Origin of the sequence: Pseudoalteromonas sp. JC28 (assembly GCF_013319255.1) — a bacterium.
Classification (GTDB): domain Bacteria; phylum Pseudomonadota; class Gammaproteobacteria; order Enterobacterales; family Alteromonadaceae; genus Pseudoalteromonas.
Window position 1 is genome coordinate 223,547 of the sequence record NZ_QOKX01000004.1, and the last position, 16,151, is coordinate 239,697.

Sequence of the window (16,151 nt, forward strand, 5' to 3'; positions counted from 1 at the left end):
AACAGACAGCGCGATTTCCCCTCCATCACACCCGAAAAGCATAAGCCGATATGCAATGTGCCGACAGGATGTCGGCCAAGTCTTGTCAGGCACAAGGACGTGCCTTACAAGGCGGTTGCACTATATCGGCTTAGGGTTTGAGGATTGAGTGTGATGCTGCGGCGACGTTTTCTTGGTTCGCTCGATCGCGTCGTTTAAAAAGAATGAACGAGGAGCGCATGGATGCGCTTTGATATTAAACATGGAGGTTTATGTTGCTAACGGCTGATAGCTCGAAATTTATCGTGAAGTCAGCCTGTCCTCCTGACTGGTTTCGACGCCCATCCATGGGCTACGACTTACTTTTCTTTGATGCCCAAAGAATCGTTGCGCAAAAGAAAGGGCACTCCCGACATCACACTGACTCCTCAAGTAAATTGCCAATATGAACGTCACCGCGGTGTAAGGGACATCCCTATCCCTGTCACAGCTTTTCACGCATCCATGCGTTGAAATGACTCATTGGTAATTTACTTTCGGGTGTGATGAGGGAGACACAAGGCGCTGATAGTTTTGTTTGGTGCTTGTAGGAAAATTAGCTGCTTTTGAGAGAAAAACTAGAACTTGCAGTCAATACTAATCCCCCTTTACCACACCCGAAAAACATAACAGCTCGGCGGGTAAACCACCTCCCACAAAACAATTTAGACTGTTAATTAGGAATTCACACCGATCGTTTTTGTGGTGCTTGTAAGCAACTTAATCATAAAAGCCGTAGAAGATCTTGAAAGCAACTTATTCCCCCTCCATCACACCCGAAAAGCATAAGCCGATATGCAATGTGCCGACAGGATGTCGGCCAAGTCTTGTCAGGCACAAGGATGTGCCTTACAAGGCGGTTGCACTATATCGGCTTAGGATTTGAGGATTGAGTGTGATGCTGGGGCGACGTTTTCTTGGTTCGTTCTTTTTCGTCGTTTAAAAAGAATGAACGAGGAGCGCATGGATGCGCTTTGATATAAGCCAAGGAGGGGGGCTTGATTAGGGCTGCTGTGTAAAATCAATTAGTTAACCTGCTTAATTGCTCAGGCTAACAGCCTCTGTACATGTAAAAAATATAATTGCTTATCTAGCCAAATTTAGGTGTAATGAATACACAATAAACGCTGGGCGATGCCTGGAAAGCTTAACACAATAATAGCTAAACTGAGTAGACTAGCTAAGTGAGCTAAAGCCTCTAAAAAGCCTATTTTTTCTAAGTAAGTCCATAGCATAAATAACACCAACTCTGACACATCGAGCGGGTAGCACTCAGTCCAACAAGCGATTATGCAACACAAACTGTGTGTCGCATAGATACTAAAATGTTATGCGACTTAAAATTTGCGCAATGGAGGTTCAAGTTAATGCAGTTAATCGTTGGTACTGATTCGACATGGTCTTTGAGAGCCTGGATATGTGGTCAAATCGCAAATGTCGATTTTGACGTAAATGTGATTGACTTAGCCAAGACAGACTATTGTGATTCGTTGGGTAAGGTTTCTGATACGGGATTAGTTCCTCTACTAATCGACGAAGACTTGAAGGTTCATGACTCGCTTGCTATTGCTGAGTATTTTAATGAACTGTCAGAAGGTACACTATACCCCAAAGCTCGTACTGAAAGGGCTGTTGCAAGGAGTCTCTGCTCAGAGCTACATTCTGGGTTTGTTAACCTCAGAAATGCCTGTCCTTTCACTTTAGTTTCAGTGGCTCCCCTGCAAAATATTGGTGATGCTTTCAATCGCGAGTTAGGAAGAGTCGAAGAGATTTTTGGTTCAGCCAAACTTCCGTTTATGTTTGAATCTGCCAGTGCTGTAGATGCATTTTATTCAATCCTAGCGTTTAGGTTGAAAAGTTACGGAATTACATTTAACGGTAAGGCGGGAGAGTATCAAGCGAGCATGTTGAGTTGGCCAGTGTTAGAAAAAGCGATCCAGTCGGCGAAAGTCTGGAAAGGCGCATAACAAACACATATAGGGGCGTTACGCCGTAATCTCTTATTGCGATCTCATCGCTGCCTAAATCAGTCGATACAACTTATCGTTTAGGGCCACTAGACATTCATCGGTTAACCTTAATCTTGCACTACTCAAGGGGATGGCTTATTCGTCCAGTTTAGTTAAAGGCTCAGCTAAGGTGTAAACGATTCAATTCATTGCTAAATAAATGCGCACCAGTGGGGTGTCTAATCAAGGCCAAAGAGCTTATTACTTCGACAACACTTACCTGTAAAATTCAGCTATTACTGACACAAACACAAATAATGCATGGTTTTTCGTGCTTCTCTAGTTAGGTGTAGAGCTCACCCCATTGTACGACTTAGCTTTTTAAAAAACGTTCATCGTCGAATACCGTTTTGTTCTTAAGCATAAAATAAACTAACACGATTCTTTTCTGATACACAGACAACCGGGTTTGATTAAATCTGATTAATCAAACCCGGAAGATAAAGCTAACCCCTGTTAAACCAAGAATTAAACCAAGATAAGGTTATGGTGCTAGTTTGTCTTGGGTGCTGGTATCAAAGTCGCTGGCGTCGTGCCTTTCATGAAGCTGCTCATGAGGTTCTCCCCATGTTTTATTTACCATTTTTCCACGTTTGACCGCTTCTCTTGAGGCGATGAGTCCAGCCCAGCGGATCACGTGTTCATAGCCATTGACGTCTAAAAACTCTGCCGCATCGTATAGGTGCCCTTGGGCTAGCACGCCATACCACGGCCAGATTGCCATATCAGCGATAGTGTATTCATCGCCACAAATATATTCTCTTGTGGCTAAATGTTGATTTAGTAAGTCCAGTTGGCGCTTCACCTCCATCGTGTAGCGGTTGATTGGATACTCGTAGTGCTCGGGTGCGTAGGCATAGAAGTGACCAAATCCACCACCAAGTAGTGGCGCAGCCCCCATTTGCCAAAATAACCAGTTGAGGCACTCTGTGCGTTTTGTAGGATCCTGAGGAATGAACTTTTGAAACTTTTCAGCTAAATAAAGCAAAATTGAGCCAGATTCAAAGATTTTGGTAGGTTCCTTGGTGCTGGTATCTAATAACGCGGGGATCTTAGAATTTGGATTAAGTGCAACAAACCCTGAGCTAAATTGTTCACCTTCCATGATATTAATTAAAAAGGCATCATATTCTGCTTCTTTTACCCCGGCAGCTAAAAGCTCTTCTAGCAAGATAGTCACTTTCACGCCGTTTGGGGTCGCGAGGGAGTAGAGTTGTAACGGGTGTTTGCCTTGCGGTAGGGACTTTTCGAATCTTGCGCCTGCAGTAGGGCGGTTGATATTCGCGAATTTACTACCATCGCCACTTTGCCATGGCCACTGCCAAACTTTAGGTGGTGTATAACCCGATGTACTCATTTCATGAACTCCTTCTGTGACTGTCCAAATCCATTATAGAGTGTAGAAGTGAAATGGAAATGAACAAATTTCTGTGGTCACAGATTTACCCGTTTTATCCAGATCTTAAGAGAGGGATCCGAACAAGTTATCAACAAAAGATGGGGGAGAGTAGTAGAATAAAAAATGCCGATCAAAAGACCGGCATTCTTGAATTGGTTGGGAGTTAAAACACAACAGTTTGTGTTGCTGAACAGGCCGCAGTGCTACCTTGTTCGCACACTTGGTAGCCGTATGTACCGCCGCCTTTAACACTGATGCTGTCTGTATGACTATTATCATTGCTAGTTGTGACAATTTTACTACCGTTACGATAAATAATGCTTAAGCTGCACTGTGAAGCTGGTGGCGATGCTTCGTAGCCAGCAGCAGTAAGAAAGGTAATGCGAGTAGTAAGTGCAACGCGAGTTGCATCGGGGCATCCAATGCCAGTGGTTGCGTCATGGTTGCAAGTACCCCCGCGCCACTCATCTGTAATACCCCAATCAACGCTGAAGCCGTCCCAGCTTGTTTCGCAAACCCAGATAACGCTTTACCTGCCGCTGCTCCAATCGTAAATGCAAAGCCGACTGACGCCATATACATAGGCAGTACAAAATGCGCTATTTTAGTTTGTGGCAAAGCCAGTAACAACAGGCCGCTAAAGCTAAAAACGGCAAGGCCAAAGGTGAGTGACTTCTGGCTATTGCGCTTGATGAAGTGGGGAGCAATAAAACTTGCGACAATACTCAGCGCCGCATTGCCAGTAAACCAAAACGTGAAGTCGGAAACACTGCCGCCCATTTTTGCCATGATCCACCCCGGAGCCGAAATCACAAATACCAGCATTGCAGCCATACCAAGCATCGCTAAGGCGGCATTGTAAATGAAAGTCGTGCTACTGAGCATCGGCTTAAAACGTCTCAAATCTAGGATATGACCGCTGTAATGTGTATCTTCGGGGCGAGTCTCTTTATAGATAAGAGAAACCAAGATGAGACCAACAATAGCAAAACCAAACAAAAAGCTAAAATTACTCTGCCAGCCAAATTCGACAGTGAGCCACGCACCTAAAAGAGGCGCTAACGCTGGGATAAAACATACAATACCGTTGAGGTAAGTGATCATTTGGCCACTGCCTTTGTGTCCAAAGCTATCACGAACGATAGCAAAAGCGCTGACGAATGTGGCACAAGCGCCTAGGCCTTGTAACACTCGAGCTACCATCATGAGTGGCCAAGTGGAGACTGTGCTTGCCATCACGGCGCCAAGCGCAAATAAAATTATTCCAACCAGTGCAACCGGCTTACGGCCATATTTATCCGCAAGCGGACCTGCTATCAATTGTCCAAGACCCACAGCTAACATATAAATACTCACGGTTTGCTGAATTTGACTTTCTGATACTTGAAGGCTGGACTGCATGTCCACAAACGCAGGTAGATAGAGATCGATACCTAAAGGGCAAAAGATAACAAGTAAAGCGAGAATAAAAATCAGTGCTTTTGAATTTGGTTGGGTCATGGCGTCTCCTTTTGGCCGTTATTGTATTGTGGAGAATGAGAAAAGACAGGACAAAGCGCCGATTTAGCAAATTTTTAAGATATTTTGTTCGCTGAGAATTGCAGACGGTTGATTAACTGGTCAGATGTGTTAATTTTAAGCAAAATCATTTTAGAAAAAATCTTATGTCTGCACCACTTTTAAAAATTTATAAAAGGATGAGTTGGTTGCCATTTGGTAAATGGATGTTCAGTAAGGCGGTATGTCGTAAGGCTCCTTACTTTGGCACGATTAAGCCTAAAATCACACAATTGAAGCCAGGCGTTTGTAGGGCCACAATTCGTAACCGTAAAGCCATTCATAACCACATAGGTACGGTTCACGCTATTGCTCAGTGTAATCTTGCGGAGTTGTGTGCTGGTGTCATGACAGACGCAACCATCGACCATAAAACCCATCGCTGGATCCCAAAGGGGATGTCAGTGCAATATTTAGCTAAAGCTGAGACCGATCTGCATGCCGTGGCGCAAATAGAATACCCGCGAGCATGGCAAGATAAAGAAGAGTTAGTTGTACCGGTGGAAGTTTTTAATACTGTGGGAGAGAAAGTGTTTCACGCCGACATTAACATGTATATCAGCGCGAAAAGATCTTAATTGTTTATGGTTTGATCACCGGTAGGGTCAATTGCCGTGACGTTATTGGTTCGCTCGTTACGGTGCGTCAGTTTACCATCGACATGCGCACCAGCTTCAATCGTTAAGGTCTCGTGTTCGATATTGCCAAACACTTGAGCGCTAGGAAGCAGCGTGACTTGTTTGGCATGAATATCACCTTCCACTTTGCCTAATATCGTCAGTTCATTGGCTTGGATATTACCTTGTACTAAACCTTTATTGCCGATGATTAGTTTTTCGATGTCGAGGTTACCATGGACGGTACCATCTAATTGCAGCTCACCTTCACAGACAATATCGCCCGTGACTTTAGTGCTTTGAGCAATAATGGCCGGGACGTCGTTTCGTTGGTTTTTAAAAGAATTAAACACGAATGCCTCACTATCGCAGCGTAATTGCAATTAGATGTTACTTATTGAATGCACGAGCGATTTTAATTGGGTTTAGGTGTTTTTTACCTTGAATCACTTCATAGTGCAAGTGCGTCGCTGTACTTCTTCCTGTGCTGCCCATTAGTGCAATTACGTCACCTTTATTGATTTGCTGGCCTTTTTTTACCTTGATGGTGTGAAGGTGGCCGTAGCGTGTGGTGATGTCATTGGCGTGCTCAATTTCAATAAAATTGCCATAGCCGCCATTTTTCCCAGCTCGTTTAACAGTACCAGAAGCGGGGGCTACTATCTGTGTTTTGTGCCAACCTGCGAGATCGATACCTTTATGATAGGCACGGCGGCCAGTGATTGGGTCTTTACGAAAACCAAAAGCACTAGAGACATAATATTTTTCCTGAGCGACAGGCAATGTATCTGGCAGTTGGCCAATCATCGTCGATAACTGCGCATAAACTGCGTATTGGTCAATGGCATTAATAAAGCTGGCTTCTACCAATTCTAAGTCGGCTTGGAAGTAGGGGCCACCTTGCGCTTCTGAGAAGTCAGATGATAGTTGTAATCCCGCACTGTCGATGGACTCTTGCATCGCTGCAATGTCAGCGCCGAACGATTGCCCAAGTTGTTCGCTGAGCTGACGTTGTTGAATGAGTAGGAGACTGGCTTGTGGAGCAAATTCGGTTGTGGTGCTTGGTTGTGAGCTACCAAGGTCTGTCGGTGTTTCTTCTAACTCGCCTTCCACCGCGCTGTTATCAGTTGTTTGAGTCGAGTCAACCAATGACTCAAGCACACTGTGCTGCTGTGACAGTTGGTCAAGCATGCTTTTTTGCTGTGCTAATTGCGCTTGAAGCTGTGATTTTTCTGTTTGCCACTTGGCTTGCAGCTGCGCTAAGTTTTGTTGCTCTTTAGTAAGCTTGTCACCGTTTTCTTGTAATTTGAGTGAGGCATTGGCTATCCACATAGCGACAGCGAGCAAAATCAAAATCGAGCAAGCTTGAACCCAAGATGGTAATTTTAACATCTTGACAGTTGCGTCTTGACGAACAATTAATTGAGTCGGCTTAAACAGCTTTAGATATAGGCGCTTGAGTACTTGCAACATTCAACCTCAGATTTAAATCAGCGCTACACTCTAACAATTTTTAGTCAAATTTCCAGTTTTTAGAACTAAAAAAGGCATGAAATCATCATGCCTTTGATTTAAAAGTAAATAAAATTGCGATTAACTCACGAATAATTGCGATTATTTTGCTGGAAGTACAGTGCCTTCAACACAGCCAAAACCGATACGGTTATAGCCTTGGGCTTCACACCAACCGCGCATAATCACTTTATCGCCATCTTCTAGGAACTTACGCTCTTCGCCGTTTGCAAGCGTGATAGTTTCTTTGCCGCCGCGTGATAGTTCGAGTAATGAACCCGCTTCTACATGCTCAGGACCAGATTGCGTGCCTGAGCCTAGCATATCACCCGGTAGGAAGTTACAGCCGTTCACTGTGTGGTGCGTAACCATTTGCGCAACCGTCCAATAGCTGTGCTTGAAGCTCGATTCAGACAGTTTGCTTGGTTTAGCGCCTTCGCTACGCATTTTTTCAGTCTCTAGTAAGACATCCATGCGAATATCAATAGCACCAGACTCGCGGTTTTGCGTTGATTCTAAGTATTCCAGCGGTTGTGGATCGTTTTCATCACGGTGCCATTGAGTACGATATGGTGCAAGTGCTTCGGTGGTCACAACCCAAGGAGAAACCGTTGAAGCAAAGTTTTTCGCAAGGAATGGACCTAGTGGTTGATATTCCCAAGCTTGCAAGTCACGTGCAGACCAGTCATTGAATAAACAGAAACCAAAAACGTGATCTTCAGCATCTTTAATTGCGATAGAGTCGCCAAGTTCATTACCTTTACCTAGGTAAATACCTAGCTCTAATTCGTAGTCTAGACGCTTACAAGGACCAAATGACGGCGTATCTGCATCTGGTGCTTTGGTCTGGCCTTTAGGGCGAGGGAACGTTTGACCTGAAACACCAATTGACGATGCACGACCATGATAACCGATTGGAACCCACTTGTAGTTTGGCAGCAGTGGGTTATCAGGACGGAACAGGCTACCTACCGCTGTTGCATGGTAGATTGAGGTATAAAAGTCAGTGTAATCGCCAATGTGGCAAGGTAGAGCGTATTCTACGTCATCCTGTGCAACCAATGCGCCTTCAAGGCTTGATTGCAGCTCAGAACCTTCACGTAATGCGCGAGACAGGGCAAGTCGAAGTGCTGACCAGTACTGCTGGCCCATACCCATAAATTCATTTAATGCTGGGGCATTTGCAGCTTCGGCGGCCTCAGCAGCGTCACCTGTAAATAGGTTAGCGTCAACAACAGCGCCAAGGTCTAGTACTTGATCGCCAATCGCAACACCGCCGCGAAATTCTTCGTTACTGTTCTTACGACGGAATACTGCAAAAGGTAAGTTTTGAATAGGGAAATCAGTTCCAGTCGCATTCGCACTAGCTACCCAACTTGTTAATTGGATGTCGTGTGTTTCATTAATTTGAGACATTGCCTTTCCTTTAATTTTGGCTTTCAACTTGAGTTATGGTCAAAAGTGAAAAACTCAAGTCGTAATAGCAATTTGATAAACCACAAAAAGCAGCTATCGCTAGCTGCTTTTTTATTAATTTGATGTGTGTGTTTAGATTACACCACGGCGCTCTTGGTCGCGTTCAATTGACTCGAATAACGCTTGGAAGTTACCTTCACCAAAGCCGCCATCGTCAACACGTTGGATCATTTCGATGAAGATTGGGCCAAACAGGTTTTTAGTAAAGATCTGTAGTAGGTAGCAGTCTTCGCTTTGGCTATCTACTAGGATTTGGTGCTGCTTGATCTTTTCTTTATCTTCTTTAACCCAAGGCACACGGTCAAAGATAGTGTCGTAGTAGTGATCTACGATATCTAAGGTAGCAATAGTGCTCTTGTCTAGTTTATCTAGTGAACTAACCAAGTCGTCAGTCAAAAATGCTAAATGCTGAACACCTGGACCATTGTACTCATCTAAGTACTCATCGATTTGGTTGTTGTTGTCGTCTTTACCTTCGTTGATTGGAATAGAGAAGGTGCCACATGGTGACTTAAGTGCATAAGAAAGCAGCGCCGTTTTTTGACCTTTGATGTCAAAGTAACGAACTTCAGTAAAGCCAAATACGTCTTTATAGAAGTTAGCCCAAGTTTCCATCGTCCCTTTGTAAACATTGTTTGTTAGGTGATCGATGCGCTTAAAGCCTTTGTCTTCAACAACCTTTTGCTCTTCTAGGTCAACGAAGTCTTGCTCGTAGATTGACCCTTTATCGCCAAAGTTTTCGATGAAATAGATAAGGCTATCGCCGATACCGTAAATCGCTGGGTATGGTAAGTCTTTGTGTGTTGAATCAGTCGCAGGTTTTGCACCACGCTCAACTGCGGTTTCAAACGCCTTTTGCGCATTTTCTACACGCCAGCCCATAGAACAAATAGCCGGGCCGTGACTTTTAGCAAACTGTGCTGAGAAGCCTTCACGCTCGTTATTCAACAAAAAGTGAATATCGTGCTGGTTGTAGTAAACGATATCTTTATCTTTAAATTTCTTTAGTTTTGAGAATCCAAAGTCAGTGAATACCTTATCCATGTAATCAGCGTCTGGTGTTGCATATTCTGTAAACTCGATGCCGACTAGGCCTAGTGGATTATTTACTTCACTCATTGTTTTACTCCCGTATTAAGCACTGGGTGACTTGTTAGTATTTATGACTGGATGATTAATCAAATTACTGCAAAGGGGAAGCTAGAGGCAGTAAATAGCAGTATGAGACTTTGTAAATTTAGTTGCACAATTGCCATGTAAAAGACACAAAATTGACACAGGCGTGACGATAATTATTTTTGCTTGAATTTTGACTAAAAACAGCAAGGAGTTTTGTGGGGTATTTTGTAACTTTGTTTTTGTATTATTTTGATTTTATTTGCTTTTTATGTTTTTGATTGGTGAGTTATATGAGAGGGAGGATTTTTATCACACGACTAAATTGAGAGGGGAAATGATGCTAAGTGTATTCAAGGCTTTACATTTGGCTGTTGTGGGAGAGGTAAACCACGCTAAATCAGCGTGGTTTACGGCAAATATTATTGCTTCTCAGCGGATACTTCTAGTTCTTCCGCTAGGTAATGCTCTTGCGTATGAGGCTCGTGCTTGCCCTCAGCGCCGTGCATCCAATCTACAAGCTTGTTGCTTAATAGATACATTAACACAGCAGACAGCAAGGCTACGCCGCCTAAACCAATGAAGATGCTCATCGCATTTTCCATTGCTTCTTGGCCTTCACCGATGAAAGAGCCAACAAGACCTGCAAGCTTGTTTGCAACAGCCGTACATAGGAACCAAATACCCATTAGCAGTGATGCTAAACGTAGCGGTGCCAGTTTACTTACCATAGAAAGACCGATTGGTGATAAACATAGTTCACCAAGTGTGTGGAACATGTAGAACAACACTAACCAAATCATGCTGATCTGAAGTGTGCCACCCGCTTCACCACCTTCTGTTGCAAGCGCAAGCATCATGGTTAAGAAACCAAGTGCTAAGAACACCAGACCAATTGCGAATTTCACTGGAGAGTTCGGTTCTTTGTTATCTAGCTTTAACCAGATCATCGCTACTAATGGCGCAAATACAATGATGAAGATAGAGTTAAGCGACTGGAACCAAGAAGCCGGGATCTCAAAGCCCATAAACATACGGTTGGTATAGTCGTTTGCGAATAGGTTCATCAGACCACCAGCCTGCTCGAAACCCATCCAGAAGATAATTGAGAAAACACTCATGGTGAAAATAACACGGATACGATCTTTTTCTTTCTTCGTAAGCGGTTCTTTAGTCTGTGAGTCAGACATCTGTTGAGAAAGTTTAGCCGAAGGTACTTTACCGATATCGCCAAGGTATTTCTGGCTTAAGATAAGCTGCATAACCACAGAAATGATCATACCAACACCGGCTGCGATAAAGCCTGCCTGCCAGTTAACGACTGCTGCTACATAACCCGCAACAAGTGGACCTAATGCACCGCCTAAGTTGATACCCATATAGAAGATAGTAAATGCACCGTCACGGCGCTTATCACCTTCTTGATATAGATCACCAACCATTGTTGAGATGTTTGGCTTGAATAAGCCATTACCTAAACACAGCAGTGCTAAACCAAGGTAGAAGACATTTACTTCTTGTCCTGCCACAACGCTGTGAGGAATACCCATAATAAAATGGCCTGTAGCCATTAAAATACCACCAATAATGATGGCTTTGCGCTGACCTAATACGTTATCTGCAAGCCAACCACCAAACAGTGGGGTGAGATAAACGGCCATCGTAAATGTGCCGTAAAGGCTTAGTGCGTCGGCATTGCTCCAACCGAAGCCACCATTTTGAACTTGTGCTACAAGATAAAGAACTAAGATGGCACGCATACCGTAGTAGCCAAAGCGCTCCCACATTTCGGTACCAAATAATAAGAAGAGGCCTTTAGGGTGACCCAGAAATTCTCCGGCCTTCGGAACTGAATTCATATGTACTTCCTAATCTAATCAATGTGTTGTATCTGGCCATTTTTATAAAGGATGCGTTATTGCATCTAATGTTTTTCAATCAACACTGAATAATGAGCCATGTACTTAACATGCAACGTTTGAAGCGATGCGCGGTAAATAGAACACTTTTCAATGCAGATTGGCATTGCTCATCTGAGTCACCGAGTAAAAATCTTAATCAGATATTTGCTTGTATGAACTCAGGCATGCCTGTACTTTTTTTGAACGGGTGACCAGTACCTATTTCAACTAGCGTTTGTTGTATGTAACGACTAACTAATTTAAAAAAGTGCGTCAGTATACTCAGTGAGAATTAATAGGGGAAGTGTTTGGAGTCAGAAAGCGCATAAAATGCGGTCAGTGATTCAGGGAAGGATCATTCTTTTAGGTGGCGGTTATATCTCAATGAATGGCGTAACCATTAAGGTTATGTATCTTTTTATCGCTGATATTTACCATTTATTGCAGGTGTGGGAGCAGGTTGTCCCTGCGATCCATTTATCTTTACCTAGTCGAGAAAAACGCTTCCAACCAATTAGCGATAAGATTTGTGGGGGCAGTGCTACCCACCCCCATATCATTACGCTTCTTGACTCAAATATTGTTGAATAAACTCGGTTGCAGCTAAAAAGTCCTGCTCCAATTTATCACGCATTTGGATCAGCTGATCGGTGGTCAGCGTGCCTTCCTTACATAAAGTCTCAAACTCTATGGCAGTTTCTGCTACTTTTTCGGCACCGATAGTTTTGGAGATGGACTTAAGTTGATGACAAGCTTCAATGATTTCCTCTTGGCTCATCGTGATCACCGCACCATTTACATCTCGTGTTAACTGGCTACTTTGTTCTAAGTACATTCGGAAAAAGCGATTTCGTTTCGCTTCATCATGGTTCACATACTTGTTGAGCATGTCCATATTGATAGCGGGAGCTGGTTCGCTGGCCTCAGCTTCAATAATTTCAGACTCTACAACTATAGCCTCATCAACAACTGGCTCTAACTCAGCCGCTTGCTCTGATCCTACTGGTACTTGGCTAACGGCTACTGGTGCGACAGTTGATGGCTCAGTACTTTGTCGTGGTTGCTGTGTTTTTGGTAAGCTTTCAATACATTTATTGAGCGTTGCTTCTAGTACATTTAACTCTACTGGTTTGGTGATATAGTCATTCATACCACCCGCCTCACAACGTTCTCGTTCACCTTTTAGTGCATTAGCTGTCACGGCAATGATGTATGGTTGCTCAATGGTATCGGTTGCGATTTCTACATAGTCTCTAATATGTTTTACCATGTCGTAGCCTGACATCTTAGGCATATGTAAATCAGTTAGTACGATTGGGAAGTGCTCTTTTTTCCAAAGTTCTAAGCCTTCCTCACCATTTTCTGCAACCTCGACACCATAGCCTAACAGGTGTAATTGGTCGGTCAGCACTTGCTGATTTAATACGTTATCTTCAACTAACAACACCAGCTTGTTGGTTGCTCTGGCTTCATCAACGCTTAAAAAGTCGTTGATGGTGCGAGAAGGTTTAATTTCCTTTGGTTTATGCAAACCGGCAGCGACCAAGATAGCCGTCATAAAGCTAGACTTACACAACGGTGATGCATTGAGATAGAAAATATTTTTGTGATTAAGCGCTGCTTCGTCCATTTTACTTAAGACAACAACTTGCTGTTCGTTTTTCTCAAGCGAGTAGACTACGGTTCTTAGCTCTTCATTGACTTTATCCATGCCGTCTAAACCGTCTAACACCCAAATCAATTTGTCCTCGTGTTGGTGTTCGGCTATCTCGCTTTCATCAATAGTAATCACGTTCGCACCCATAAATGAAAGGTAGCGATTTAAAATGGTGCGTCTCTCATTATTTGGGGTGAGCAGAGCAACAGTGCGACCGTTTAACATTTGTTTGTTTACGTAATTAACTTTGCCATCCACACTAAATGGTAATTCCACAACAAACTCGCTTCCCATGCCAATATCTGAGTTAACATGGATACTACCTAGCATGAGTTCGATTAAACTTTTACAAATAGAAAGGCCAAGTCCTGTACCGCCAAATTCTCGGGTGATAGAGCCTTCAGCTTGAATAAACGGATTAAAAATTTCTCTCAACTGAGCTTTTGTCATGCCTTTACCATTGTCAGTGACGGTAAAGCGTAGGGTGTAATGCTCCGAGGTGTTTTGTGCAACTTCAACGGAGATTTTTACATAACCTTGGGTTGAGTCGTCTGTAGTCGTGAATTTAATGGCATTACTGCAAAGGTTATAAAGTACTTGTCTAACGCGAACTGTGTCACCAACTAAATTTGTTGGAATGTCAGGAGCAACAAACAGCTGTAAGTCTAATTTACGCTTTTTCGCTACTGATGAAAGCACACGTGCGACTTCCTCTGTGGTTTCAGCCACCGAGAAAGCACTATTGTCTATGCGTAATTTACCTGCCTCAATTTTAGAAAAGTCGAGAATATCATCAAGAATACCAAGTAAAGAAAATGCCGAGTCGCGAATAATCGTGGTGAGGCGGTGTTGAGCACCGTCAAGATCGGTTTGGCGCAGTAAATCAATGGTACCAATGACGCCGTTCATTGGTGTGCGGATCTCATGGCTCATAGTGGCTAAGAAAGTGGTTTTGGCATCACTTGCACGCTCCGCATTTAAAATCGCTTTTTCCAGCGCCAGCGTGCGGGCTTGAACTTCGGTTTCGAGACTTTCTTGAAGCTGTTTTAACTCGTTTTGCGTTGCTTGATCGGACTCTATGGATGACTGTACTTGCTTTAACAGTGCATTTATTGCTTCAGCAACCTCAGCCAGACCGCCACTATAATAAGTACCAACCGTCGACTTGTAGTTTTTATCCATCGTTAGGTGATTGATTTCTGCGATGAGTTCTTCAGTATCGTTGCTTGATGCGCCAGAAAGCCGACGTGCTGCAATCACAACGATCATCAAGGCACTAATAATAGCAGCAGCGAGTAATACATAAGCAATGAATGGGTCGCTTGATGGCGCAGCTGCAACGGGTGGCGTATAGGTCAAAATGAGTTCACCGACGTTTTGCTCATCTAGTAGCAGTGGCATGTGGTAAACCTGCATTGTGTCTTTGTTATAAGACTCTTCACGATTCAATGCTGTGATTTGCTCACTTGCACTTTGTTGAAATACCAGGTTTGGTTGCCCCATCCCTGTATTGACATACAAATAGGCGCCCAAATGCTCGTTAGAAGCTAATAATGCGGATACAATTTGCTTGGCACTGTCAAAACCGTGTTGTGTGACCACCTTAGCAAGGGGAGTTGCAACTGTTGTTGCTTGCTGCTGCAGATTCACGGTTGGTGCGGTAGGGACGTCAGCCTGCTTTGGCAGTAGGTAAGCACCTACGGCGCTGCATAGTCCAACAATCAATATTGCGATAAATAAAAAAAATATCCGTCCATTTGCATTGGTGTTCGCGCTATTTGGCATGCTTAATCCCGAAAGAATTATTTATACTTATTAGTTGTAGCAATCCTATCACCTTCGGCAAGTTTTTACCTCTCGTTTTTCAATCAATAGTGGCAATAGCCTAAGATTATCTGATTGTTTTAAATCTTAAAATAATCAGGTTGTTATCTCGATAATTTTCACTAAGCCTGCGATGTGCAAAGCAGTAAACTTTAATAAAAATTAAATTCTACTTAATGCTTTTGTTAAATGATAAGTGTCCATGACGGTAATTACGCAGGCTAATATTAACTTTAGTTCCGAGACAATATTGCTCGCCAAGTGAGGTATAGGTAATTTAGGTGAATTAGAGCTGCGGTAAACGAATGGCTTACATGTTACCTTGCTATATTGCCGTGTAAATTCGTTTTGCAATCAGGGGGTAGTCCTTGGGGATTGATAAGATAAGACTCTGTAGCTTCGGTTTTCTTGAGAGACAGTCTCGTTAGTTGCTTCAAATTTGGTATGAATAAGGTGTTCGTAATGAAACTTTCGCGACATTAAAACGAAGCGCGGCGTGAAACAGGAGACGTGCTATAAAGACGAGAATCAAAAAGAGTGAATAAGTGTCGTCTAACTGTGGTATCAGAACAGCAAAAGCACATACCTTCTTGTTTGTTTCACTCCTTTATAGGTATATAAGCCTCAAGAGCTGGCTTTCTCTTTATTATAGGTCTAGAGTCGTTTGCCTTACTCAAAGATAAAAGTCGTTAAATACCGTAAAACATAGCTAGTCGAGTGTTTTTCCATCGAAAAAGCGGTATTTTAACCGCTTTGTCTGAAAACTGTGCAAACGATAAATGTATTTAAAAAAAGGGTTGACTTAGAACCGCAAAACCCGTTTAATACGCCGCACGCCCAGATAGCTCAGTCGGTAGAGCAGAGGATTGAAAATCCTCGTGTCGGTGGTTCGATTCCGCCTCTGGGCACCAAATTAAAATCATTGCATTAGCAATGTGGTGCATGCAGAAACTGCATGGTACACGAATTAGTGTGCCGACTTAGCTCAGTTGGTAGAGCAACTGACTTGTAATCAGTAGGTCATCCGTTCGACTCGGATAGTCGGCACCATTTAATTTAGGCGTC

At 43.2% G+C, this 16,151-nt stretch carries 11 protein-coding genes and 2 tRNA genes; 5 read left to right on the forward strand and 8 right to left on the reverse strand.

Annotated features, from left to right (window positions below; all coding sequences use genetic code 11):
• The first annotated feature begins 1,385 nt into the window (after positions 1-1,385).
• Positions 1,386-1,985 carry a glutathione S-transferase N-terminal domain-containing protein gene (locus DS891_RS10820; protein WP_174169795.1) on the forward strand — a complete coding sequence of 200 codons (600 nt, stop codon included), beginning with the start codon at positions 1,386-1,388 and terminating at the stop codon, positions 1,983-1,985.
• Between the two features lie 526 nt (positions 1,986-2,511).
• Here the strand turns inward: DS891_RS10820 and yghU are convergent.
• Both yghU and DS891_RS10830 read right to left on the reverse strand, forming a co-directional pair.
• Entirely contained in the window at positions 2,512-3,384 is an 873-nt protein-coding gene (gene yghU, locus DS891_RS10825) for a glutathione-dependent disulfide-bond oxidoreductase (RefSeq protein WP_130163505.1), read from the reverse strand.
• Between the two features lie 363 nt (positions 3,385-3,747).
• A complete protein-coding gene (locus DS891_RS10830) occupies positions 3,748-4,926 on the reverse strand; it encodes a multidrug effflux MFS transporter (protein ID WP_174169796.1) in 1,179 nt (392 codons plus the stop codon).
• Between the two features lie 164 nt (positions 4,927-5,090).
• Here DS891_RS10830 and DS891_RS10835 point away from each other — a divergent pair, with 164 nt between their 5' ends.
• Positions 5,091-5,561, forward strand: coding sequence for a hotdog fold domain-containing protein (locus DS891_RS10835; protein ID WP_174169797.1), 471 nt, complete (start codon positions 5,091-5,093; stop codon positions 5,559-5,561).
• Here DS891_RS10835 and DS891_RS10840 read toward each other — a convergent pair.
• From DS891_RS10840 to DS891_RS10860, 5 genes are all read right to left on the reverse strand, one after another.
• Positions 5,558-5,953, reverse strand: coding sequence for a polymer-forming cytoskeletal protein (locus DS891_RS10840; protein ID WP_174169798.1), 396 nt, complete (start codon positions 5,951-5,953; stop codon positions 5,558-5,560). The genes DS891_RS10835 and DS891_RS10840 overlap by 4 nt on opposite strands.
• Positions 5,954-5,990: 37 nt before the next feature.
• On the reverse strand, positions 5,991-7,073 hold the full coding sequence (locus tag DS891_RS10845) for a M23 family metallopeptidase (RefSeq protein WP_174169799.1): 1,083 nt from the start codon (positions 7,071-7,073) through the stop codon (positions 5,991-5,993).
• Between the two features lie 141 nt (positions 7,074-7,214).
• Complete coding sequence (gene fahA / locus DS891_RS10850; protein WP_130125832.1) at positions 7,215-8,528, reverse strand: fumarylacetoacetase; 1,314 nt, start codon at positions 8,526-8,528, stop codon at positions 7,215-7,217.
• Positions 8,529-8,660: 132 nt separating this feature from the next.
• Positions 8,661-9,707, reverse strand: coding sequence for a 4-hydroxyphenylpyruvate dioxygenase (gene hppD / locus DS891_RS10855; RefSeq protein ID WP_010606040.1), 1,047 nt, complete (start codon positions 9,705-9,707; stop codon positions 8,661-8,663).
• 419 nt (positions 9,708-10,126) lie between these two features.
• On the reverse strand, positions 10,127-11,563 hold the full coding sequence (locus DS891_RS10860; protein ID WP_095726716.1) for a peptide MFS transporter: 1,437 nt from the start codon (positions 11,561-11,563) through the stop codon (positions 10,127-10,129).
• Between the two features lie 372 nt (positions 11,564-11,935).
• Between DS891_RS10860 and DS891_RS10865 the strand changes: the two genes are divergently transcribed.
• Complete coding sequence (locus tag DS891_RS10865; RefSeq protein WP_029215839.1) at positions 11,936-12,196, forward strand: hypothetical protein; 261 nt, start codon at positions 11,936-11,938, stop codon at positions 12,194-12,196.
• On the opposite strand, the gene DS891_RS10870 is transcribed toward DS891_RS10865, so the two are convergent.
• On the reverse strand, positions 12,165-15,047 hold the full coding sequence (locus DS891_RS10870) for an ATP-binding protein (protein WP_174169800.1): 2,883 nt from the start codon (positions 15,045-15,047) through the stop codon (positions 12,165-12,167). The two genes, DS891_RS10865 and DS891_RS10870, sit on opposite strands and share 32 nt — an antisense overlap.
• A gap of 874 nt (positions 15,048-15,921) precedes the next feature.
• Here DS891_RS10870 and DS891_RS10875 point away from each other — a divergent pair.
• Positions 15,922-15,997 (forward strand) — tRNA-Phe (locus tag DS891_RS10875).
• Positions 15,998-16,060: 63 nt separating this feature from the next.
• Positions 16,061-16,136, forward strand: a tRNA-Thr gene (locus tag DS891_RS10880).
• The last annotated feature ends 15 nt before the right edge of the window (positions 16,137-16,151 follow it).